We start from the raw sequence: 23,602 nt of genomic DNA, 5'->3' as shown, positions 1-23,602 counted from the left end.
AGCTGACGCTTTGCGTCAGCATCCCCTCCTTTGGTAAGGAGGGGAGTTTTCGTTCAGTCGTCCTCCCCTTCCTCCTCCTCGTGCTCCACTTTGGCCTCGCGCACAGCGGCACTGCGGCGCGGCGCGGGCATGCGGCTGTGCTCGCCGCGCACGGCCTGCCAGATATTCTCATTGAAAGCCAAATCCGGCGCGGCATCTTCGCGGCTCAGGTCAAATTTCAGGGAGCGGCGGGCGGGAGCGTTGAAAGCGGTGTTGCGCACGTCCTGGGGCGTGGTGGCGGGCCGGACCTTGTAAGGCGCGAAGTTGGGCCGGGGCGTGAAGCAGGCCCAGAGCGGCAGGGCGGCGGCATCGTACTGGCTCATGGGCGGCAGGCCGAGGATGAGCTCCAGCGTACGCAGCATTCCGGACGTGGTGTAGGCGGTGTGCACCACGGCGTGGCGGCGCACGTAGGGCCCGATGAGGTAGGCCGTGGAGCGGTGAGCATCGATGTGGTCGGGGCCGTTCTGGGCATCGTCCTCAATTATCATCACCACCGATTCTTTCCAGACCGGGCTTTGGGAAAGGTGCTCAATCAAGCGGCCCAGGGCGAGGTCGTTGTCGGCCGCGTAGGAGAGCGGGCTGAGCGCGCCTTTGCGGGCCCCCATCGTGTGGTCGTTGGGCAGGCGGATGATGCTGAGGGCAGGCACCTGCCTGGCGGCCACCAAACGGTCAAAGTCCCGCTCCCAGACTTTCTCGCGGTCCACGTCCTTCACCCTCATATCGAAGCCGGAATAGTCTTCGCAAAAATGGCCCTCGATGGCTGGCACGCTGGCTTTGCCCTTGTACACAAACTCGCCGTAGCTGCGGTAGCTGCGGCCGGCCCGCTGGCAGTAGTCCCACAGAAAGCCGCCCTGGGGCTCGGCCACTTCGCCGCGGCGGCCTTCAAAATCGTACTCGCCGCCGCGGGCGCTGTAGTAGCTGGGCCAGCTTTTCTCCACGAAATCATTGGCGTAGGCGGCCGTGCTCCAGTTGTGGCCGTCGGCGCTCACCTCGGCGTCGACGTAAAAATTATCAAGCAGCACAAACTCCCGGGTGAGGGCGTGGTGGTTGGGCGTCACCTTTTCGGGGAAGAGGCAAAGGCTGGCGTCGCCGTTGCCGGCCGGCACATCGCCCAGCACCTGGTCGTAGGTGCGGTTTTCTTTGATGATGTAGAAGACGTGCTTGATGGGCGAGGGCTGGCCCACGCGCTGGGGCACGGGGTTGCCGGCGGGCACGTCGGGCGCGGCCTCGCGGGCTTTGCTGAAGGGCGTGTTGGCGTACACCTGGGCCGAGAACGTGGCCAGGGCCGCCGCATCGGGCAGGGGCAGGCGCGAGAGCGAGCCCAGTAGCAGCCCACCGATGTAGCCCGCGCCTTTTTCGCCCTCGTCGCGCACCGGGTTGGGGCCGTTGGGGTTGGGTTTCGAGGTGCTGCCTTTGCCGTTGGTGATGAGGAGCTGGTTGCCGGCCACGCGCACCGCCGTAGGGTACCAGCCGGTGGGCACGAAGCCCAGGGGCCGGCTGGCGGCCGGCTCGCGCACATCAAACACGGCCAGGCAGTTGTTGTCCGCGTTGGCGATGAACAGCTGGGAATCATCGGCAGTGAGGGCGAGGCCATCGGGCGTGCTGCCGGTGGGCGAGGCCGGAAACAGGGCCGTATTCAGCGTTTCCGTCACCCGGCTCAGGCGCGTGTCGATTACCGAAACCGAGTTGCTGTTGGCATTGGCCACGAACAGGCGGCGGCCGTCGCGGGTCAGCACCAGGTCGTTGGGGTGGCTCTCCACGGCGATGCTCGGCAGTAGCTGGTGCTGCTCGGTGTCGTACACCGCCACCGCGTGGCCGCCCCAAAGGCTGATATAAAGCCGGGTACCGTCGGGGCTGAGCAGGGCCCCGTAGGCTTCGGCGGGCAGCTTGAGGGTGCGCAGGATGCGGCGCGTTTTCAGGTCGAAGGTGTAGAGCGAATTGTCCTCCCGCGTCACGGCGTAAAGCTGCTGGCGGGGCCCATCGACGGCGAGGCCGGCCACGCCGATTTTCCGCTTAGGCCATTTCTCACCTAATACAAAAGCGCTGTCAGGAAGCAGCTTTTGCCCATCAATTTTGAAGCAATGGATGCGGTTGTGCTGGCCGCCGGAGGCGTAGAGCGTGCGGCCATCGGGCGCGAAGGCCAGGCCCGCCCAGGCCGCCGACACCACGCGGGTATCGAGCACCTGGCCGGTGGCGGCATCGAGCAGCTGCACGGAGTTCTGGCCCCAGCCGGCGTTGGTCACGGCGGCCAGGCGGCCATCGGGGCTGAGCTGCAGGCTGAGCGGCAGGTCGCCGAGCGGCGTGGCCGTGCCGGCGGGGCTGAGTTTCCAGCCGTTGGGAAGCAGCGTTTGGCTAGTACCGGCAATAGGGCCGGGCAGCACGCCGGGGGCCTCGGGCGCAGGCTTGGTGCTGGGGCTGCCGGTGCAGCCTAGCAACACCAACAAGGGGCCTGCTGAGATAAATTGGCGAATTTTTGACAGGAAACACATGGACAAAAAGGCCCGTCGAGACGGCGGCGGCGGGGGCTGCGAAGGTAGCGGGTGCGGGCGGCAATGGGCCTAACGGCAAGGTTATGAATGCAGGCAGGGCTTTCCAATTCGGGAAGAATTCACACCCAGCAAAATAGAAACACCTGAAGGCCGTTGTAGCGCCAGTCCATCTCATTCCGGTTGTTGTTTATGCTGCGTCGTTTGTCGTGCTGCGTGCTGTTGCTATTGCCCGTTTGCCAACTGCTGGCCCAGTCCTGCACCGCGCCCGCCGATTCCAGCGGCGGGGCTTTCTGGCGGCAGCAGCTACGGTTTCCGCGGGTGCGGGCGGCGCAGGCGGCCACCGGGCCAGTAGTAGCCAGCCGCCTGCGCACCCGTTACCTCGACCCTAAGCGGCTGGAAATGATGTTCCGCCTCATCAAAACCAACCGCGAGCTGGAGGTGTGGGCCCGCAACCGAGGCGGCGGCCCGTTCGAGCTGCTCCACGCCTACCCGCTGGCAGCGGCTTCGGGCTCGCTGGGGCCCAAGCGCCGCGCCGGCGACTTCCAGGTGCCGGAGGGCTTCTACGAAATCAACCGGTTCAACCCCAAGAGCAACTTCCACCTCTCGCTGGGACTCAACTACCCCAATGCCACCGACCGCGCCTTGGGCGAGCCCAACCCCGGCGGCGACATCTTCATTCACGGCGGCGCGGTCACCATCGGCTGCCTGCCCATTACCGATGCGGGCATTGAGGAAGTATACCTGCTGGCCGCCACGGCCCGGGCGGCGGGGCAGGCCCTGATTCCGGTGCATATTTTCCCGTTTCCCCTCACGGAAGCGGAGCTGGCGAAGCGGCACAATAGTCCCCATCAAGCCTTCTGGCGGGGCCTGGTACTGGGTTATGCGCACTTTGAAAAGCACCACGAAGCCGCGGAAATGGCCGAGCCGATGGTGGCAGGCCGGTAGCGCAGGGCAGCGCTGCCTAACTTGCCGCCGTGCCGCGTTTCCTCCTGCTTTTTCTGGCGCTCATCGCCCTGTTCAACCTCAGCCGCGTGCTGCGCGAGTTTCGACCCGGCCCCGACCGGCCCATGGATTTCCGCACCTGCTACGTGGGTCAGGATGTATTGCGGCAAGGCGAAAACCCGTACGATGATGCCATGCTTAAAAGGGGCTGGCAACGCATCGCGGCGCGTGAGCAGCTCGCCACCCGTACCCAGCAAGACATTTGCCCCGCTCGTGGCAATGGCTGCTGCTGCCGCTGCTGCTAGCCTGGCCGGTGCAGCGGGCAGGCGGCAGCCGGTAGCTCTGCGTTCCTCTGCGCTGGTCTCTGCGAACCTCTGCGGTAACTTCCCGCTCAATTCATCCAACAAGCGGCGCGGTTGCCCCTTCGCACACCACTCGGCACGATTTTTTCGTTTACCGGCCGTTACCAATTGCTTATTTCGCCCATGAAACGCCTTTTTATTGCCCTGCTGCCGCTGCTGCTCACCTTCACGGCCCGCGCCCAGCGCCCCACCGACATCTGGTACTTTGGCCAGCAGGCCGGCCTGACATTCGCCGACGGCAACGTGCCCAAACCCCTGAACGACGGCAAGATGAGCACCTACGAAGGCTGCGCCGTGGCCACCACCGCCAACGGCGAACTGCTGTTTTACACCAACGGCGAAACTGTGTGGAACCGTCAGCACCAACCGATGCCCAACGGCCACAAGCTCATGGGCATGGGCAGCAGCACCCAATCGGCCCTCATCGTGCCAGACCCCGGCTCGGGCAACATCTTCTACATCTTCACCGTGGCCCCGCAGGGCACGCCCAATGGCCTGCGCTACTCCATCGTGGACATGACGCGCGCCGACGGCCTCGGCGATTTGCCCCGCGTGAACCTGCTGCTCATTCAGCCGGTGGCCGAGAAGCTGGCGGCCGTGCGCCACGCCAACGGCCGTGATACCTGGGTGGTGGCCCACCGCTGGAACTCCAACGCCTTCGTCAGCTACCTCGTCACGGCCGACGGCGTGGCGGCCAAGCCCCTGATGAGCAACGTGGGCAGCATGAACGCCGGCCCCGGCCGCAATGCCATCGGGGCCCTCAAGTTCTCGCCCGACGGCCGTCACTTAGCCGCCGCCCTTTGGCGCGAAACCAACAAGTTTGAGTTGTACGACTTTGACCGTAGCACGGGCAAGGTGAGCAATGCCCGCGGCTTCGGCCCCTACCCCGAGGCCTACGGCGTGGAGTTTTCGCCCGATGGCACCAAGCTCTACGGTTCCTGCAACGGCGTGGGCGGCGGCACTACCCAAATCTGGCAATTCGACCTCAAAACCAAGGCCGCGGCCCTGGTTGGCAAGTCAGCCAACCGCAAAATCGGGGCGTTGCAGTTGGGGCCGGATGGCCGCATTTACGTGGCCCGCGAGGACAACCCCAACCTCGGCATCATCGAGCAACCCAATATGCTGGGCAAGGACTGTAAATACGTGGACGAAGGATTGAAGCTGGGCGGCCGCCGGAGTAAGCTGGGCCTGCCAGCGTTTGTGGTGGTTCCGAAATAGGGGTTGCAACCGTAACAACAGAAATAAACGGTCATGCTTCGGCCGCGCTTAGCATGACCGTTCTTCTTATTCTACTTCTTGTTCTACTTCTTGATTGTATCTCCCGGCCTTTTCCTGCTCTAGTTATTCCCGCCAATCTTGAACCGCAGGAAACCCAGCGCGGCGGAATAGTAGGGGGCCTTTTCGTTGAAATAGCCCGTGACATCGCGCGAGCTGATGCCGGCTTCCCACACCGAGCTGACCAGGGTGAGGCCCAGCGGCAGGCTGGTGCCGTAGCCCGCGCCGCCGCTCACGCCGCTGCTCAGCCGCAACCAGCGGAAGGGCTTGAAATCGACCCCCAAGCCGATGAAGGGCGCGGTCAGGTTGCCGGCTACTTTGTTGAGGGGTGCGGTGAAGTCAATGCCGGCTTCGAAAAGGCTGCTCAGGCGCATGCCCGCCCCTAGGCGGAGTTTGCCGGGCAGGGCGGCACGGCGTTCCTTGGCGGCTTCGTAGGTAAACAGGGTTTGCTTATCGGTATCGAACTGGTTGGCGATTTCCTTAATGACGTTGTAGGTAGTCACGCCTTGCGAAGCGGTTTGCTGCAAGCGCTGGTCGTTGGCAGTTAACACGTTACCCGTCCAGGTCATGTTGCCGATATCGGTAACGGACGCGCCCAGGCGCAGGCTTTTGCCTACTTCAAATGCCAGCCCGAAGTCGAAGCCGTTGCCCTTGCCCACTGAGTTGAAAAACCCCGAATCCTTGACGCTGTTGAAATTGGGGTTATTGACCACGCTGCCATAATTCACATCGAACACCGGCGACAGGGCCGTGAAAGCGTAGAGATTACCGCTTTCGGCCCGAATATCGGCGATGCCCAGGCCTTGAATGTACCGATAGCCCACGCCCACCGAAGCCTTGAATCCGGGCTTATCGAGCACCTGCACGCCGTACGCAACATTGTACTCGCTGGTAGCCGCCAATTGGATGGACGTACCGTCGAGCACCGTCGAAATCATGGGGGCGTTGGGGTTGGTGGGGGTGGTTTGGCCGGTGGTGTTGGGCGTGGGGTAATACTGGCGGACGATGGCGGCGTTTTGCCCGTTCACGATGATGTCGGCCGCGTTGCTGTTCAGGCCCAGGTGGACGCCGGTACGCAGCCGGTTGCTGAAGGCGATGCCGCCCAAGCCGTTGGGCAGGCTCACGGCCAGGCCCAGGGTAGTCACGTCTACGTTCAGGTTCAGGGCGTTATTGCCGGAGAGGCCGCGTACCAGCTCGTCGCGCTGCGCCTGGCCGATGGGCTGGTCGCTGTCGTAAAGCAAGTGCTTGAACAAGGTTTTGCTCAGGGACTGCGAGGCCAGCCCGGCCCCCACTTCGCCAAGGGTGAAGGCCACGGTGGCTTGCCCGGCCCGGCCCAGGTTGGCGGGGTTGATGCCGATGGTCTGGTAGTCCTGCGCGAAGGTGTTGACGACGCCGCCGCGGCCGGTAGCGGTGAAGTTGCTGAGCTCGTTTTGGGCGAGGGCGGCGGTGGGCAGGGCCAGGCCGGCGGCCAGCAGCAGGGAGTAGCGGATGGGTTTCATACAGAAAATAGGTGGCGGGTTTAGCTTGCAGTCCGATTGAGCGTTCGGCAAAGGTCAGGCGCTGGTGCCGTTCAGCCCAACGTATTTGCTGATGTTACGCACCGAAGTGGCTCGTTACCTCGAAACGACCTTTTCTGAAGTGGCAAAAGCTTCTTTCCAGCATCTTGAGCGGCTCATTGCGTAACAGCAGGTAGTCAATGCGCCCATCACTCATTCCGGCTGCACGCTAACCCTTACCCATCAAACCATTGCCCCCAAAACGCCTTTCCGTTTCTGAGTACGCCGCCGGTATCCTGGCGGGCTCCCGCACGGTGCTGGGCCGCGCCATCACGCTGGTTGAAAGCACCTTGCCCGCCGACCAAACCTTGGCCCAGGCGGTGGTGCAGGCCGTGCTGCCCCACACCGGCCGTAGCCTGCGGGTGGGCATCACGGGCGTGCCCGGCGTGGGCAAAAGCACATTTATCGAGGCGTTGGGGCGGTATTTGGTCGAAACCAAGGGGCTAACGCTGGCCGTGCTGGCCGTGGACCCCAGCAGCCAGCGCGGCGGCGGCAGCATTCTGGGCGATAAAACGCGGATGCCCTGGCTGGCGGCCCAGCCAGCGGCGTTTATCCGGCCCTCGCCCTCAGCCGGCAGCCTGGGCGGGGTAGCGCGGGCCACCCGGGAGGCATTATTACTGTGTGAGGCGGCGGGCCACGACGTGATTTTTGTGGAAACCGTGGGCGTGGGGCAGTCTGAAACCACGGTGCACGGCATGGTCGATTTCTTCCTGCTGCTGATGCTGGCCGGGGCCGGCGACGAGCTTCAGGGCCTCAAGCGCGGCATTATGGAAATGGCCGATGCCCTGTGCATCACCAAGGCCGACCACGGCAACGAGCTGGCCGCCCGCCGCGCCCGCCTCGACTACCAGAACGCGCTGCACTTGTTTCCGCCCGCGCCTTCGGGCCAGGTGCAGCCGGTACTGCTCACCTCGGCCGTGAGCGGCATGGGCATCGCCGAGCTGTGGGCGGTGGTGGAAACCTACGCCGAAGCCACCCGGCAGAATGGGTATTTTGAGCGGCGACGGCAGGAGCAGCAGCTGCAATGGCTGCACCAAAGCATTGCGCAGGCGCTGGAAAGCCGGTTTTATGCCGATGCAGCCGTGCGCGAGCGGCTGCCGGCGGTGCGGGCGGCAGTGGCCGCCGGGCAGCTCACGCCGGTAGCCGCAGCGGCAGAATTGCTAGGGGCGAAGGCGTAAGTTAAAAAGCCGAAGGGGTTGCGGGCACGGATTGAGCGCGCCGGTGCAGCTCCTGATGTCGGGAGGTGGAACCAGACCTTTGACATCATACCAAATAAATATTTTGAGATAAAAAAAGCCTTTTCTAAGCTTTAGGCTAATTAACCGGCGAGTAGAAACCAACCTGCGAGTTGTCAAAGGGCTAACTATTGGCGGCAGTGCATACTTTCGTTTTTACCAAAATCCCAAAAACGCCACCGCTCTTTTTGGGTCTTCAATACCCCCGGCAGGAACGAAACGACAAAGACCGGGGCGTGATTTGGTTCGTGAAATTGCAGCGCAATATCCGCTGATTGAGCAGAAATCAGATTTTATTAATCACTCCCATGAGCATCAAGTGGGACTATTTCGGCATTATCCAATGAGTCGACTACGCATTTGCTTTCACGAAAACCCGGCTTTCCCGTGGGACGCGGGCTCCTATGATACCGCGCTGATTCCGCCCCATATCGACTTCGACTCGGGCGAGCAGCTCAAGGCGGCGGCTGATACTGAAGGCCTCGCAACGGTCATCTACGCCGGCTACGAGTCCCTGTTTCCGGATTGTAAGCCCCAACGTTCGGCCCTGACCGGCGACTTGGAGGAGGCCGTGTACGCCCTGGCTGATGATTTGGTGGGAACCCCGGAGGACCATTTTGAGCAGTGGCCCGACGGGTATCCCCTGTTGCGCTATCTGGCCTACTGGCGGCTTGCGCTGCTGGAAGAGGGCGCGTATTTGTCGCTGAGCAGCATTCACTGAGGCCGGCCGGCCGCCAGTCACTGGTGGCCTTTATCTTTAGCTTCGAATTTCCTCTTTCAATTTATAGCATGCCCTCCCCTATCCTGCCTTTCTCCCGCCTGGCCCTGCTAGGCCTGCTTTCCTTCGCCTCCTTCACCGCCCGCGCCCAAACCACGCCGGCGCAAATTCGCCGCTGGCAGCACCTCGACCAGCAGGCCGATGGCGTGCCCGGCATCAGCGCCGACCGCGCCTACCGGGAGCTGCTGGCCAACCGCCCGGCCACGCCGGTGGTGGTGGCCGTCATCGACTCGGGTATCGACTCGACCCACGTGGACTTGAAGCCCATTTTGTGGCGCAAGGCGAGCGAAGTGGCCGGCAACGGCCTCGACGACGACCAGAACGGCTACGTGGACGACGTGCGCGGCTGGAGCTTTCTGGGCGGCAAAGACGGCCGCAACGTGGGCGTAGAAACCCTGGAGCAAACCCGCATCTACGGGCACTACCGAACGCAGTTTGAAGGCAAGCAGCGCAAGTCGCTGTCGAATACCGACAAAGCCAAGTTTGACCTATACGAGCGGGCCAAAGCTTCCTACGAGAAGGACAAAAAGACCGAGGATGAGCGCCTCGCCCGCATTACCGACGCGTCCACTGCCAACGCCGCGTTGTTTGCCCGCCTGAAGCAGGCCCTGAACGTGACGCGCCTCGACTCGGGCCTGCTGCACACCGCGGCCGGCCGCGCCGACCTGCCCGAAGCCAAGGCGCTGTATGCGTTTCTGCACCGAGCCGGCTACGCCAGCGACGAGGAAGCCACCAAGTCCCTCGCCGAAGCCCTGAATCGCTCCCGCGAACGGGTGGAAAAAAGCCTGAACCCGGATTACAACCCGCGTGCCATTGTGGGCGACAACGTGGCCGACCTCACCGAAAGCAAGTACGGCAACGGCGATATTCAGGGCCCCGACGCCAGCCACGGCACCCACTGCGCGGGCATCATCGGCGGGGTGCGCGGCAATGGGCTGGGGGCCGACGGCGTGGCCGCCGCCGTGCGCATCATGGGCGTGCGCTCCACGCCCAGCGGCGACGAGCGCGACAAGGACGTGGCCAACTCCATTCGCTACGCGGTGGACAACGGCGCCCAAATCATCAGCATGAGCTTTGGCAAGGACTTTTCGCCGGAGAAACAGGTGGTGGACGCGGCCATGCAGTACGCGGCCCAAAAGGGTGTGCTGCTGGTGCACGCCGCCGGCAACAGCAGCGACAACACCGACGAAACCATGCACTTTCCCTCGCCCAACTATCTCAACGGCAAGGAAATCCCAAACCTGATTACTGTCGGGGCCAGCAGCCGCTTCAACACCCAGGACCTGGCCGCGGGCTTCTCGAACTACGGCCGCCAGACGGTGGACGTGTTCGCGCCGGGCGTGGCCATTTATTCGTCCACACCGCGCGACACCTACGCCACCTACAGCGGCACCAGCATGGCCACGCCGGTGGTGGCGGGCGTAGCGGCGGTGCTCAAGGCGTATTTCCCGCAGCTCACGGCCGTGCAGCTCAAGCAGATTATCCTGAAATCGGCCGTACCCTACCACACGCAGGTGCTCAAGCCCGGCACGAAGGCGATGGTGGATTTCGCCACGCTCTCGCGCACGGGCGGAATTGTGAATTTGTACGCGGCGGTGAAAATGGCCGAGCAAATGACGCTGGCGAAGTAGAGCCGAACGGACATTAACAAGAAACGTCATGCCGAGCGCAGCCGAGGCTTCTCGCGTGGAGTAGTAATCCAATCGATTGAGTTACTACTCCACGCGAGATGCCTCGGCTGCGCTCGGCATGACGTTCTTTTTCTGCCCTCTTCTGCCGGTTACGCCCACTACTCCCCCAACTACGTCCGCCGGGGCCGTATTGCCAGATAATCAAGGAAATACAGCACCTTCACCGACACGTTATTGTTGTGCGGGGTGTTGATGGTGTTGCTCAGGTTATCGAAGTAGAGCGGCGTGGCGGCGTTCGACTCCAGGAAGGCGGCGCTGGCGTTTTTCCACACAATGCTGACCTGCGAGCCGGGCGCGAACCACCATGAGTACACAGCGTCGATGTTGAAAGCGTTGAAGGTGTTGTCGCGGTTGCGCTCATAGGCGGGCTCTTGCGTTTCCACGCCGTTGGGGTGCAGGCGCGAAAAGTCGCGGTAGTGGACGTTGCTCACGTAGTGCCGCAGCCGGATATTGAACGACATGCGGTTGGTGAAGGTGTAAGTAGCCGTGGCCGTATTGGTGAAAGTCGTCACGTCGCGGCGGCCCAGCAATACGTCGCCCTGGGGGCCGCCGAAGGCGAGCAGCAGCGGCGCATCCAGGGCGTTATTGCCCCGGAGGCTGCCGGCGTAGCCAATCTGATTGCGGCGCAGCCCGTACCCGATTTGGTACACGAAGCTGAGCTGGTTGCTGGCCCGGTAGCGCGGGCCCAGGTTCAGGTCGAACCCATCGCGACCGGTGCGGTCGCCATCGTTGGCAAAGAAACGGGCCCCGTACCCAACGTCGAGGGCAAATTTCTTGCGGTAATCGGAGGAGAAATTGCCGTTGAAACCGAAGGTGGCGGGCTTGCGCACGTAGTACTTGCCAATGGGCTCGCGCCGTGGGTCGAAGTAGTCGCGGGTGAGCGGGGAGGCATCAATGTTGAGCCGAACAAAAAGAAAGCTTTTGGTGAAAATCGTATTGGCGCCCATATACACCCCGGCGTCCTGGTAGCGGCGGGGCCGCTCCAACAGGCTGTAGTTCAGGCCGCCGTAGGTACTGAGCTTGTTCACCTTCCAGAAAGGCTTGTAGATATTATAGCTGGCGTTGACGGACTGCGAGATGCTGTTGTTGGCGAAAAGCAGGCCCAAATCGTTCGGGTTGTAGGTGCGCGACTCGATGCCGTGGTCCACGTTCCAGGTGAAGTTACCGCTGATTTTGCCCAGGCTCAGGTAGTACTTGTAGCCGTTCTGGTCGTCAATTTCGGTAGCCGAGTTGAACTCCGTGCCCCGGCGGCGCGAGTACACCACCCGGCCGTCGAGAGCATAGCGGTTGGCCTTGTTGGCGAAGCGAAACAGGCCGCCGGTCACGTTGGCGTCGTAGGTGCTGCCGGCCCGCGTCACGTTGGTGTTGACGAGCGACACGTAGGAGTTGTTCTTCAGGCTCTGGTCAAGCACCACGATGCTGTAATTAGCAAAAGGCTGGGTGAGCACATCACGCCGGGCCCCACTGGTGCTGTCCTGCACGGTAGCGTACACGTCGTTGCTCAGCGCGTTGAAGATGCCCACGCCCAGGCCCTTGCTGGTGCGGCCCGATATTTTGGTGGCGTTCAGCAGGCGCGTCACGCCGGGGTTTTGCACCACGTACTCGCCGCCCTGGCGGCGGCCGTCGGCGGTGCGGGTACCCGGCCGCAGCTGCGCCTCCACGGCACCAAAGCCCAGCGGCGTGGCCCCCACCCGGCGCGAATAAAACAGCCCGCCCTTGTTGAACAGCTCGGTACCTTCGGTGAAGAAGCCCCTATTTTCGTTGAACTGCACCTCAAAGGGCGAAAGGTTGAGCACCTGATTATCGCTCTGCACCTGCCCAAAGTCGGGCACCAGCGTGGCATCCAGCGTGAAGCTTTCGTTGATGCCCCACTTTATGTCGGCCCCGCCGTTGAAGCTGGTGGCGGTGTTCTTCTTGCCCTGCTCGTTGTAGGGGTAGTGGTTCACGTAGCTCGATACGTAGGGCGTGAGCGAGAGCCGTAGCGGCGGCTTGATGTCGTGGATGCCCGTGAGCGTACCCCACTGGTTCACAAAGCCGTCCACCTGCGGCTTCACCTCGTTCCAGAAAAACGTTTGGCGGGTGCTGCGCCGCTGCCGGCCAAAGTTCACGCCCCACACCTGCTCCGTGGTCTTGCTGAAGCGAATGGCCGAGTAGGGAATGCGCATTTCGGCCACCCAGTCGGTGCCGCGCAGGGCGGTGCGCGAGTCCCACACGGCGTTCCAGTCGCGGTCGTCGCCGTTGGCCGGCGACTGGCGGGCGTCTATCTGCACGCCGCCCGGCGTCAGCAGGAACTGGTAGCCGTTGAGTTGGTCGTTATAGGTGTCGATGAATATCCCGAACCAGTCGGAGTTGCCAATATTATCGCGGGCGCTGAGCTCTCGAAAAATGGAATCCTGGGCCACATCGTGCATGATGGCCCCCACATAAATCGCGTCGTCGTCGTAGAGCACGCGCACTTCGGTGGGGTGTTTTTCCTCCCGGCCCGGCGTGGGCTCCCGCTCGTAGAATTTGGTGGCGATGGGGGCCGTCTGCCACACTGCTTCATCGAGCAAGCCATCAAGTTTGGGAGCCGTGCCGATGCGCACGGCTTGCAGCTGGCGCTTGGGCGCGGGCTTTGCCGGGTTAGCCAAGTCGGCCGGGGCTTGCCCCCAGGCGGTGCACACAACCAGCAGCAGCCACCAACTCAATAAATAACGAAACATACGTTTTCTGCTAACTGATAATATTTTTCAGGGAGGCCTACAGATGCGTGCAAAGACCGCTTAGTTGCTTGTCGCGCCATGTTTTTTTTATGTTATCATCCACCTATTAACTCAAAAAAGGGCCGGCTTTCTGAGCAGAAAACCGGCCCTTCATTTCTATCAGCTGGCTATTCCTGGGTCGAAATAGTCATGTTAAAGTTCTTGCCATTGTCGTGGTTCGTGAACTTGCGGTACTTGGCCGCCAGCTCCTCCGGCTGTTTTTTGCCGTTCACCGTCAGCCCCGCGGAGTTGAGCTGAAACTGCAGGCTCTTCTCGTCGCGGCCAAGCACGCCATCCTTACGCAGCTCATCGCGCAGCGTTTCGGTATCCACCCGCGGCGGGGCCGGTGGCGCTGGCAGTGCGGGCATGGGTGGCATGGGTGGCATGGGTGGCATGGGCGGTTCCATCATCGGGGCCATCGGCGCGCGCGGTGGCCGGGGTGGGCGCGGCGCATCATTGTGATTGAAGCCCGTGGTGTTGTTGCGCGTAATGTTCATGGCTCCGGTGGCGCTCATTTTGCGGCCGGTGCTACTCTCGTACAGCTTCAGGTACTTCTGCCGCACCGTGGCCGGCTGCTCCTTGCCGTTCACGGTCATGCTCTTGCCCATGAGCTTAAGTTGGAAGTTGTCTTTGTCCTGAATCAGGCCGTCTTTCCGCAGTTCGGCTACCAGGGCTTCGTGCTGGTCGGCTCGTTGCTGGTCGCGGTCGGCCCGTTCGCGGTCGGCACGCTCCCGCGTCCAATCCCGCTGCTCCTGCTGGCGGTCACGCATTGCCTGCTGGCGGTCCCGCAACTCTTGTCGGCGGTCCTGCAATTCTTGCTGACGGTCACGCATTGCCTGCTGCTGGTCCTGTAGCTCCTGTTGCCGGTCCCGGCCTTCCTGCTGCCGGTCCTGCATTTCTACTCGCCCGTCGAGTTCCCGTTGGCGACCATCGGCATCACCCGGTCGCAGCTGGCTTTGGCTCGATGATAAGTCGCTTTCAGCCTGCCGGATGCGAACGCGCATTTTTTCCAGCTCTTGGTTGATTTCCTTGCGTTGTTCGGTGTTCAGGCCCTTGGCGGCCGCAGCAATGCGCAAGCCCCGCTCCGCTCCGCGCAAGGCATCGAGTTGGCCGCGCCACTCGTCGCCGCCGGAGCTTCCGGTGGGCCGCTGCAGCCGGTACGTGCGGTTCAACCGGCCTTCGGGTGCCATCTGGAACTGCCGCTTGTCAAAGCCCGGAAAATCGAACCGGGCATCTTTGCGGCGCTCCATCTGGCGCTCTACCTCCCGTTCAACCCGGTGCTGCACCTCGCCATCATCCCGGAAGGCGTAGCTGCGAAACTCCCGGTTTCCCGGCGGCATCACCTGAATGATTTCCACCTGTTGGTTTTTATCACCCTTGTTTTTCTTCGATTTGCCCATGGCGGCTTCCACCCGCTGGCCATTCACTACCAAGTCGGTCAGGCGGCCTTTTTTATCCTTGGTAATCACCACCGTGCCGGGGTTGCCAGAAAAAATCGGCGGAGCCATCTCGCGCTCATTGACGATAACGCGACGGTTTTCGCGGAGCTGACGAGGCCGGCGCGGCGGCCTCGGAGCGGCATCATCCGGACCATTTTGCATGATGGTATCTTCGCGGCTTTCCTCCACAAGCTGAGCCGGTGCGGATGAGGCCGCTGGGGTTGTCGAGGTGGTGGAAGTGGCAGTGGTAGCTGCGCGCTTATTAGTATCTGCCACACCACCAGCTTTAGCCGGCCCCGTCTGCCAATCGAATGCCGCGGGTTTGGCAGCCGGCACGGCAGGCTGGGCTAAGGAGCCGGCCAGGGCCACGCTGCCGCCCAATAGCCCCAAGCCACCCAATACCAACGCGCCGGCCATAATGCCTTCGGCCAGCGTGGGCGCGGCCGGGCGGCGCTGCACCAGGCGGCGCACCCGGCTGAGCAGGGCACCGCGCCGGCCCATGGCGGCCAGCGCCAGCCGGGGCGCGGTGGGTACCACGGCGCTCTGGCTCCATTCGGCCAAGGCCGTGAGGGCGCGGGCCAGCCGCAGCGGGTCGCCGCCCACGAGAGCCGTGGCCGTGTCGTCGCAGCAGTTTTCGCGCTCGGTACGCACGCAGCTGGCCATGAACCACACAGCCGGATGATAGAAAAATAACGCCTCGGCCACCGTTTGCAGCAGGTTCACGAGGTAGTCGCGGCGCAGCACATGGGCCAGCTCGTGGGCCAGAATGGCTTCCAAATGAGCCGCCGACAGCCCCGCCACCGTACCCAGCGGCAGCAAAATCACGGGCCGAATATGGCCCACCACCAGCGGCACCCGCACCAGCGCCGACTCCAGCAGCGCCACCGGCCGGCGCAGGCCACTACGGGCCGCCAGCACCGCCAGCCGCTCCTGCCAAACCGCCGACAGCGGCTGCACCCGATAGCGCCGCAAGCGCTGCACGTAGAGCAAGCCGCCCAGCATCCGCAGGCTCATGGCCAGCAGGCCCAGGAGCCAGGCCGCCACCAGCAGCGGCAGATGATTGTCAAAATACCGCAGGCCGATTTGCAACGCCCGCGCAAACGCCGCCGGTACAGCGTGAGCGTCCTGCGTTGCTGATACCGCAGCCAATACAGGCGCGACTCTGGCCATTTTGGCTGCTTTGCCCGAGCTTGTTTGCCGCCGGGCCGCACCAGCCCAAGTCGTAGTAGAACCGGTAAGTGTTTTCGTCGTGCCGGGCACTACTTGCGTCACGCCTACCGCAACCGCCCCTGTTTGCAGCGCTGCGACTGCATCCGCGCCGGCCGTGAAATACAAGCCGAACGTGATGCCAGCCAAGGCCACCACCGCGCCCAGCGCACCGGCCGATGCCACGTAGCGCACCTCGGCGCGCTGGCGGCGCAGCAAGAGCAGGGCCCCGGCCAACACGGCCGCCACCAATGCTCCCTGCCACAGCGAGTGCAGCAGTGTCCAACCCAAGGCCCGTACCAGGACGGGCGAAACGAACTGCTCAAGCGTGGTCATCGTCGTCGGAATTAGCGGTGGAGTTTTGGATTTCAATGTCGTTGAGCAGACGGCGGATTTGCGCCAGCTCATCGGCCGAGGTCTGGCGGCTACCCAGGGCCTGCATCACCAGCTTCAGGGCCGAGCCGCCGAAGGTGGCATTCATGAACTTATCGAGGAGTAAGCCTTGGGTTTCCTGCTCGCGCACCGCGGCGCGGTACACGTGGCTGCGGTCGGCATCGTCGCGGCGCACCAGCGCTTTTTCCAGCATCAGCTGCAAAATTTTGAGCGTGGTGGTGTAGCCCACCTCCGCTTGGCGGCGCAGACTCAGGTGTTCGTTGATGGCCCGCACCGTGGCGGGCCCGTGCTGCCAGAGCACGTGCAGGATTTCCAGTTCAGAATCCGTAGGTTTGGGGGGCGGTGCCTTGCTCATAACGAAAGATACGAAGCATCTACGAACCATTTCGTAGAACAAGACAAAGATGCTACGAATTTATTCGTAGTTGCAAGAGTGATGTACGAAATAATTCGTACTATTGATAAGCACAGAGTTAACCCATTGATTATCAGCGTAAATAATTTACGCTGATAATCAATGGGTTTTCTGCCTCCGGAAAACTTCTAGGAATTATCGCCGTGCTTCCCGCGCTTCTTCACCAAGGTAACCCGGGCGCGGTGGCAAATGCCGCCCAGGGGCGGGTTGAACTTACTGACGCTGATTTTCACCTCGCGCACGTGCGGCAGCTCCGCCGTGATGCGGTCGAGCACGCGGTGAGCCACGTGCTCCAGGAGCCGGGCGGGGGCCCGCATTTCTTCGGCCACCAAGCGGTAAAGCACTTCATAGTTCACGGTTTGCTGCAGCTTATCCGATTCGCCGGCCGCCAATAAATCCGTCTTGATGTAGAGGTCGACGCCGTACTTGTTGCCGATTTTCTGCTCTTCATCATAGTAGCCGTGGAAGGCGAAAAATTCCAGTCCTTCGAGTGCGATTTGGCCCATGCGGTAAATTGGTGATAGATAATAGATGACAAATGTCGACGCAGAAACAAAAAAGCTCGTCCAATGGACGAGCTTTTTTAGAATTTCAGCTACAATTTTTGGGGAAATTCGAGAGACCTATGGTCTAGATTTCATCAAAAAACGACTTCTCCGCTACTGCCGTTTCCACGGACGCAGCCACCATGCCCGGCTGGCCGGGATGCGTCACGGGCGAGGGCTGGATGATTTCGGGCCGGTCAGGGGTAATGGGGCGGATGTCGGGTGCCATAGGGTCTACGTGGGGCGGACCGGGCTGGGGCACCTGCGAAGGAGCGGGCTGCTCGATGTTGGGCGCGGGCGAAATACCGGGGTTTTCGGCGGGCGCGGCAGGGCGCTCAATGTCGGGGTACGGCGCCTGGGCAGGGGCTCCGGGGTCGGGCTGCTGGCCGGGCTTGGGGTTGTAGCCGGTGGTTTGGGCAGCGGTGCGCTCAATGGACGCTTCGGCGCGGCTGAGGGCCCCGGGCACGAAAGCAATGGGCGTGGCGGCAGCAACGGCAGCGACGGATGAAACGGTGGAAGAAGAAGTTACCTGCATGGTGGAAGGGGGTTCGGGCGTGGGTTCGGCGGCCAATTCTTTGGGCCGCTCTACCTGTACGCTCGCCGCCCGCGAAAGGATGGCGGCCGTGCCACCTTTGGGTCGATTGCGGGCTTTTTCTACTTTGTCCAGCGCATCGGAGGCCAAGTGGTGCAGGTCGCGCACAAGGCCGTCGAGCTGCTGCTCCAGACGCTGGCACTCCTGGCCCATGCCGCTGACTTCGCGCTGCATATCAGCTACCGTTTTTTCGGCTTGCTGATACGACTCATCCACCACGGTGCGGGCACGCTGGCGGGCTTCGCTGAGAATGTTTTCGGCCTGAAACTGGGCTTCGCGGATGCGCAGGTCGGCGTCGCGCTGGGCTTGCTCGGTGATATTGTTGCCGGTGTCCTCGGCGGTTTTCAGGGTGCGGTAGAGGCTACTTTCCACTTCGCGCATCTTCTGCACATCCTGCTGGGCGTGCTCAAGCTTGAGGCGCAGCTCGCGATTTTCATCGCCCAGCCGCTCCCACTGCTGCGAAATGGTGGTCAAAAAGGCCTGCACCTCGTCCTTATCAACCCCGCGAAAGGATTTTTCAAACGTTTTCTGGCGAATGTCGAGGGCAGTCAGTTTCATTTAAAATAACGGTTAACAATTCGCAATGAGCAAATAATAAAGGCGACTCAAATCTTTTTAGAATGAAGCTTTTCGACTAAATGAGGCTATTATCTACCGCTCCTCACCCCCCGACAATTGCCATACCGCCAAGCTGCGGTCGTCGCTACACGAAACTAGCCGGTTTTCGTTGCCCGGCCAAATCAACCGGTTCACCGAAGTGCCGTGGCCGGCAGCGCGCGCCCGGTCAAGCACGCGCAGCAGCGTGAGCGTGGCCGCGTCCCAAAGCTTGATGCTTTTATCCAGGCTGCACGAGGCCAGGTAGCGGCCATTGGGACTGAAGGCCAAGTGGTGAATGGTGTACATATGGGCCGGCACCGCGCCGGCCAAGGCGTAGCCAGCGGCCACATCCCACGTGCGGATTTGGGCATCGCGGCCGGCCGTGAGCAGCTGCGCGCCATCGGGCGAGTACGCCACTGAGAACACGGAATTCGTACTTTCAGCCAGCGTAAACTTCGTTTCCAATGAATCCAGGTCCAGAATACGGGTCAGGGTATCGGAGCTGCCCACGGCCAATTCGGCGCGGCCTTCGTGCAGTGCCAAGCAGCGCAGGCTTTTATCGGCGAGGCGCAGGAGTTTTTCCAGACGGAAATCGGGCACGGTCAGCACGGCCAGCGTGCCATCGCCGAGGCCCACGTACAACCGCTGGCGGCTGGCCGAATACACAATTTCGAAAATAGCCACCGGTGGCAGGGCCGTAGCATGCGCCAGCTGCCGGCTGGCCAAATTAAGGACCTGAATCCCCTGAAAATTATGCCCCAGCACCAACAAACCCAGCTCCGGCAGGTGGCGCAGGGCATACACCGAGTTTTCGACGCGAGCCAGCAGCTCACCGTCGTGGGCGGGCTCAGCGGCATCCCAGCCCACTACCATGCCATCGGCACTGCCCGAGTACACGATGCTGGCCGAGCCACCCGTGAGGGCATACACGGCATCGCGGTGGCCGGCCAGGGTGGCAATTTTGGTAACGAGCGGGCGGAATATTTCGGACATAATAGTGCGGCAAAGGTAGCTTTGTTCGGCGCGTTACGCTGGCGGTGCGCCTGTCATCCTGAGTACAGCGAAGAACCCGGTCAGGCAAGAGAAATTTGCAGTAATCCAAGCGAAGTGAACGTGACAAGGTCCTTCGTCTCTGCTTTAGTGGCAGAATGCTCAGGATGATGATTGTCACCCAGAACCAAATTTCATCCATGCCCCTGCACTCCATCCAGCCCCTCTCCCCTACCGCCGTGCTGGGCCTTTGGCACCTCACCGAAACGCCCGCCGACCTGTGGGCCGGCCTGCCCAATCCCGAAGCTTACCAACTCCTGCTGCCCGCCACTGCCAATGCCACACGCCAGGCCCAATGGCTGGCCGGTCGCCGGCTGATTCATCGCCTTTTGCAGGAATCACCTTCCCCGCCGCAGGCACGCGCTGTTGTGCAGAACGATGCTACTGGTCGGCCCTGGCTAGCGGGAGCAGCGCCCGATACTGTAGTTTCCCTTTCACACTCCGGCGCGTGGGTGGCGGCGGTGCTGGCCCAGGGCGGCCGGGTGGGCGTTGATGTGGAAATTATCCGCGATAAGGCCCAGCGGCTGGCGAGCAAGTTTCTGGCCCCCGCCGAGTGGGCCGACGCGCAGGCCGCCACCCACGCCGCCCCCGATGCCGGCAGTGCCCACTACACCCTGCTTTGGAGCGCCAAGGAGTCGCTGTACAAGCTGGCCGCGCAGCGGGGCATCATCTTTCGGCAACAGCTGCTGCTTCATTCTTTTAGCCCGCAGGAATCCGGCGAAATCCCCGCTACGTTGGTACTGAGCGGGGCCGAGACGCGGCACTCCATTTGCTATACCCAACCCGCCCCCGGCTACGTGCTCACGTATTGCCACGAACCGGCCAGGTAATCGCGACTGTTTCGGCCGCGTTCTTTTGTCTTACCTTACCGCCATGTCTCTCCGTCGCATTTCTATTCTAACTGCTGTGGCCCTGCTGGCCGTAACCCTGACCATCAGCGTGGCCCGGGCGCAAACGGGCGGCGCCATTACCAATTTTACCCTGAAAACTGCCACTAATGCTGATGTGACCCTGAAAAGCTACGCCGGCAGCAAGGCCGTGGTGGTGGTGTTTCTGAACCCCGCCTGTGCGTTTTCGCGCCTCTACCAAGAGCGGCTGGCCTCGCTCAGCAGCACTTACCGCGGCCGGGGCGTACAATTTTTGTTCATCAACGTGCCCATCAACCTCGATGCGCCCGGTACCGCCGCTCCCGGCGAAGTCGAACTGCCTACTCTCACCGATGCCAGCCAGCAAGTGGCGGGCCTGCTCGGCGTAACCAAAACGGCCGAGGCCGTGGTACTCGAACCCGGCTCAGGCGGCTTCGCCATCCGGTACCGCGGGGCTATCGACGACAACCCACAGGTAGCCAGCAGCGTGCAGCAGGCCTACCTGAAACAGGTGCTCGAAAACGTACTGGCCGGCCGCCCGGCTGGCGTGGCCGACAAGCGCGCCGCCGGCTGTTTGATTAAACGGTAACTGCCATTGCGAGTAGAGCGCAATGACAGTTACTACTCCAGAATACTGAGCAGCACCGCTACTTCCACAGCTTTCACGGGCTCCTGCAGGCGCTCAAAGCTCATTTGCAGGTTGCGCAGGGCGCGCCGCACAATGTCCAGGTTCGAGCAGGGCTCGAAGAAAATCGGGTTCGAGGTGATGTTTAGCTGCGACACGTAATGCTCGATATCGGTGCGCGAGAGCACCAGGCCCCGGTTGTAGCAATTGACGTAGAACGGCTCGGCCCCCGGCAGCTCGGGGCGGAAGGTGAGCACGAACAGGTTGGGCAGATTCACCCCAAACACCGGCAAATGCAGCCGCTGGGCCACCAACAGGTAAATTACGCACAGCGTGAGCGGGTTGCCGCGCTTGGTTTCAATCACGCGCTGCAGCATAGAGTTGGCCGGCGAGTGGAAATGCTGGGTATTGGCCGCGAACTTGTGCTGCCGGAACATCACGTAGTTCAGGGTTTGTACCTGGTCGGAGGGGTGCATTTCGGGGCGTAGGGCGGCCCAGGTTTCAAAACGGAGCTGCTCGATGGCGCGGTTCAGGGCCTGGTAGTCGGCGTCGGGGTATTGGTAGGTATTCAGCAGCCACATGCCCTCCAGCAGGTCGGTAGCGCCGGCTTCGCGCCACACGCGCAGGCGCTGCTGCAACCCCTCAAACTGCAGGTGGTGAATTAAATCCTCGAGCCGCTGCTGCTGTTGCCCGTCGAGGGTTTCTTCCCACGACTCTTCCAGAAAGGGAATAATGCTCTCGCCCAGGTTCTGAATTTTATCCTGGATTTGCGGCGCGATTTCCGGGTCGTCGAGCAGCGAGATAAGGGCTTTGATTTCTTTGTTAGTCATTGCGGAGGGTGGCACGGCTGGGCAAATTACGCCCGAAAGCAGGTTTCAGGCCACTTCGGGCGATTTTAACCAACACAGCGGCTACCGGAACAAGTTCGTTTTGGCCACTTCCAGCAACTCGTTCCCGCGCCCATTCATCAGGGCTTTGAGCGCATACAGGCCGAAGCCAGCCGCCTGTTTCATCCCAATGCTGGGCGGCTTCGGGGTGGGTGGTCGGAACGGGTGGTGAAATGCGACAACAGCTGGCGCAGGGTTTCGGCCACGTCGCCCGCCGTCCGATTTCGGACGGCGTTTCCGAATCGGGCGATTCTTTCCGACTTTTGCGGCTGCCCGTTGCCTCAACTTATTTCCGCCATGCCTCCCGCCCGCCCAGTTCCCGACGACGATTCTGTTATCGATATCACCGGCCTGTTTGAGCGGCTGGCCGTAGCCAACGCCGCCCCACCGCCGCCGCCCAAGCCCAAGCCGTCGGTCTACGTCGAGTCGTATCCGGGGTCGGGGACGATGATTTACAACTACAATTATTACTACCAGGAGCCGCCTACCCTGGGGGCCACCTACGGCGAGAAGCTGGGCCTCACGCCCCGGCAGGTTACCTGGCTCGACAAGTTTTACCTGCCCACCAACAACACCTTTCTCGCCATTGAGCCGGCGCTGCAAGCCACACTGCTGCTTTACCTGGCCGTGCTGCCCGCCCTCGACCAACAGCTGAAGCGCACCGGCACCACCCTGGCCAAGGAAGCCAAAGCGCTGGAGGACGAAGCCAAACACATTGCCTACCAGGAAGGCTACTGGTACCAGAATCACAACCGGGGCGGCAAGGCGGGCACCGACATTTACCTGGCAATTTTCCGGCTCTGCGAAAACGCCCTGCGGTTGCACTACGACTATACCCGCAAAGGCTCTAAGCTGTTTCCGAGGCAGATAGCCCGGCTTGAAGCCTATTTCCAGCAGCAACTAGGCCAACGCATCGCCGCGCTGCTGCCCACGCTGCTGCCCCACGTCCCGCCCCCCGGCCCCGAAGCCGAGCTAATTTTCAACGAGCAAGCGCCCCAGCGCTGGAAGCCCTATTTTGAGCGGCTGACGAAGCTGCTGCCCGCCAAAGTACCGGCCTTCATCAAGGCCGTGGAGCAGCTGCTCAAGGCCAACGCCCGCAACCCCACCCGCGAAAACATCTGCTTTGAGGCCGCCAAGCTGCTCGCCCACCCCGACCGCGAAGCCGCCCTGCGGATGTACCTGCGCTACCTGCACGATGGCTCCAACTGGGTGCATATCAAGCCTAAGACCCTGCCCAAAGGCCTCGATAAAGTATTATTTCTGCAGACCGAACACGCCCAGCGCTTCACCATGATTGTGAACCTGCTAAAATTGAACGACGACCGCAAAACGGCTCTCGAAAAAGTGTCCACCGTGTATGCCGTTGAGCGCAAGAAGATTGAGCTGGACATGGGAGCCGTGCAAGCCGCCCGACAGCAGCACGCCGGCACCGTGGAGCTGCTGAACGCGTATTTGCAGGATGAGCCCGCGCCCGCCACCCCGTCGGCAACAACTCCGGCCACGCCCAAAAAAAAGGTCAAAGCGCCCGCCCTGCAAGCTTCGGCCATCGTCGCTGTCCCGCCAAAAAACGCAACTGCCAAAGCCACCAAAGCTGCCAAAACCTCGGCGGAAACGGCCGCGTCGGCTGGCCCCGCTTTCGCTCCCGGCCTGGGCCTGAACGCCGTGCAGCAAGACCTGCTGCAACTATTCGCGGCCCGGAAACTAGCGTTGTCTCAAGCCGAAGTCGAAGGTTTTGCCAAGCGCCGGGCGGCTCTGCGCAACCAGCTCATCGACGGCCTGAATGAGGCCTGCTACGAGCTGCTTGATGACGTGCTGATTGAGGAAACCGCCGACGGCTACGCCATCTACGCGCCTTACTACCAGAAAATTACCGCCTGAA

18 protein-coding genes are annotated in these 23,602 nt (G+C 62.1%); 9 read left to right on the top strand and 9 right to left on the bottom strand.

The genetic code is table 11. The features are described from left to right. Window positions 1-53: 53 nt before the first annotated feature. Window positions 54-2,477: a bifunctional YncE family protein/alkaline phosphatase family protein gene (locus IEW17_RS11175; protein ID WP_229748959.1), complete on the bottom strand. Its 2,424-nt coding sequence runs from the start codon at window positions 2,475-2,477 to the stop codon at window positions 54-56. A gap of 240 nt (window positions 2,478-2,717) precedes the next feature. Here IEW17_RS11175 and IEW17_RS11170 point away from each other — a divergent pair, with 240 nt between their 5' ends. The 3 genes from IEW17_RS11170 (at window position 2,718) to IEW17_RS11160 (ending at window position 5,050) form a co-directional block, all read left to right on the top strand. Beyond that, a complete protein-coding gene (locus IEW17_RS11170; protein WP_229748952.1) occupies window positions 2,718-3,473 on the top strand; it encodes a L,D-transpeptidase family protein in 756 nt (251 codons plus the stop codon). A gap of 29 nt (window positions 3,474-3,502) precedes the next feature. Continuing rightward, window positions 3,503-3,775: a hypothetical protein gene (locus IEW17_RS11165; protein WP_188562126.1), complete on the top strand. Its 273-nt coding sequence runs from the start codon at window positions 3,503-3,505 to the stop codon at window positions 3,773-3,775. Window positions 3,776-3,955: 180 nt separating this feature from the next. Next, a complete protein-coding gene (locus IEW17_RS11160; protein WP_188562125.1) occupies window positions 3,956-5,050 on the top strand; it encodes a WD40 repeat domain-containing protein in 1,095 nt (364 codons plus the stop codon). A 119-nt stretch (window positions 5,051-5,169) separates the two neighbouring features. On the opposite strand, the gene IEW17_RS11155 is transcribed toward IEW17_RS11160, so the two are convergent. Then, entirely contained in the window at window positions 5,170-6,606 is a 1,437-nt protein-coding gene (locus IEW17_RS11155; protein WP_188562124.1) for a DUF5723 family protein, read from the bottom strand. 248 nt (window positions 6,607-6,854) lie between these two features. On the opposite strand from IEW17_RS11155, the gene meaB reads away from it, so the two are divergent. From meaB to IEW17_RS11140, 3 genes are all read left to right on the top strand, one after another. Continuing rightward, the gene (meaB, locus tag IEW17_RS11150; protein WP_188562123.1) at window positions 6,855-7,841 is read left to right on the top strand and encodes a methylmalonyl Co-A mutase-associated GTPase MeaB; all 987 of its coding nucleotides are present in this window, start codon (window positions 6,855-6,857) and stop codon (window positions 7,839-7,841) included. A gap of 400 nt (window positions 7,842-8,241) precedes the next feature. Continuing rightward, window positions 8,242-8,619 carry a hypothetical protein gene (locus tag IEW17_RS11145; RefSeq protein ID WP_188562122.1) on the top strand — a complete coding sequence of 126 codons (378 nt, stop codon included), beginning with the start codon at window positions 8,242-8,244 and terminating at the stop codon, window positions 8,617-8,619. Between the two features lie 68 nt (window positions 8,620-8,687). After that, a complete protein-coding gene (locus IEW17_RS11140) occupies window positions 8,688-10,307 on the top strand; it encodes a S8 family peptidase (protein ID WP_188562121.1) in 1,620 nt (539 codons plus the stop codon). A gap of 170 nt (window positions 10,308-10,477) precedes the next feature. Here the strand turns inward: IEW17_RS11140 and IEW17_RS11135 are convergent, their stop codons facing one another. The 6 genes from IEW17_RS11135 to IEW17_RS11110 all read right to left on the bottom strand — a co-directional run bounded on the left by IEW17_RS11135 (window position 10,478) and on the right by IEW17_RS11110 (window position 19,288). Next, the gene (locus tag IEW17_RS11135; protein ID WP_188562120.1) at window positions 10,478-13,069 is read right to left on the bottom strand and encodes a DUF5916 domain-containing protein; all 2,592 of its coding nucleotides are present in this window, start codon (window positions 13,067-13,069) and stop codon (window positions 10,478-10,480) included. Between the two features lie 167 nt (window positions 13,070-13,236). Further along, window positions 13,237-16,089 (bottom strand): M56 family metallopeptidase, encoded by a 2,853-nt coding sequence (locus tag IEW17_RS11130; RefSeq protein ID WP_188562119.1) that lies wholly within the window; start codon window positions 16,087-16,089, stop codon window positions 13,237-13,239. After that, window positions 16,076-16,501, bottom strand: coding sequence for a BlaI/MecI/CopY family transcriptional regulator (locus IEW17_RS11125; RefSeq protein ID WP_188562118.1), 426 nt, complete (start codon window positions 16,499-16,501; stop codon window positions 16,076-16,078). The genes IEW17_RS11130 and IEW17_RS11125 overlap by 14 nt, the downstream gene beginning before the upstream one ends. Window positions 16,502-16,689: 188 nt before the next feature. Next, entirely contained in the window at window positions 16,690-17,067 is a 378-nt protein-coding gene (gene folB / locus IEW17_RS11120) for a dihydroneopterin aldolase (RefSeq protein ID WP_188562117.1), read from the bottom strand. Window positions 17,068-17,191: 124 nt separating this feature from the next. After that, on the bottom strand, window positions 17,192-18,256 hold the full coding sequence (locus IEW17_RS11115) for a DivIVA domain-containing protein (protein ID WP_188562116.1): 1,065 nt from the start codon (window positions 18,254-18,256) through the stop codon (window positions 17,192-17,194). 93 nt (window positions 18,257-18,349) lie between these two features. After that, window positions 18,350-19,288 carry a WD40 repeat domain-containing protein gene (locus IEW17_RS11110; protein WP_188562115.1) on the bottom strand — a complete coding sequence of 313 codons (939 nt, stop codon included), beginning with the start codon at window positions 19,286-19,288 and terminating at the stop codon, window positions 18,350-18,352. A gap of 197 nt (window positions 19,289-19,485) precedes the next feature. Between IEW17_RS11110 and IEW17_RS11105 the strand changes: the two genes are divergently transcribed. Both IEW17_RS11105 and IEW17_RS11100 read left to right on the top strand, forming a co-directional pair. Then, complete coding sequence (locus IEW17_RS11105; RefSeq protein WP_188562114.1) at window positions 19,486-20,175, top strand: 4'-phosphopantetheinyl transferase family protein; 690 nt, start codon at window positions 19,486-19,488, stop codon at window positions 20,173-20,175. A gap of 43 nt (window positions 20,176-20,218) precedes the next feature. Then, the gene (locus IEW17_RS11100; protein ID WP_188562113.1) at window positions 20,219-20,800 is read left to right on the top strand and encodes a redoxin domain-containing protein; all 582 of its coding nucleotides are present in this window, start codon (window positions 20,219-20,221) and stop codon (window positions 20,798-20,800) included. Between the two features lie 32 nt (window positions 20,801-20,832). On the opposite strand, the gene IEW17_RS11095 is transcribed toward IEW17_RS11100, so the two are convergent. Next, entirely contained in the window at window positions 20,833-21,666 is an 834-nt protein-coding gene (locus IEW17_RS11095; protein ID WP_188562112.1) for a transglutaminase-like domain-containing protein, read from the bottom strand. A gap of 354 nt (window positions 21,667-22,020) precedes the next feature. Here IEW17_RS11095 and IEW17_RS11090 point away from each other — a divergent pair, with 354 nt between their 5' ends. Beyond that, complete coding sequence (locus IEW17_RS11090) at window positions 22,021-23,601, top strand: tellurite resistance TerB C-terminal domain-containing protein (protein ID WP_188562111.1); 1,581 nt, start codon at window positions 22,021-22,023, stop codon at window positions 23,599-23,601. Window position 23,602: the final 1 nt, after the last annotated feature.

The sequence above is a fragment of the Hymenobacter frigidus genome, from assembly GCF_014640435.1.
Classification (GTDB): domain Bacteria; phylum Bacteroidota; class Bacteroidia; order Cytophagales; family Hymenobacteraceae; genus Hymenobacter; species Hymenobacter frigidus.
Note: the sequence above shows the minus strand (reverse complement) of the source record. Positions and strands in the feature narration are given on the sequence as shown.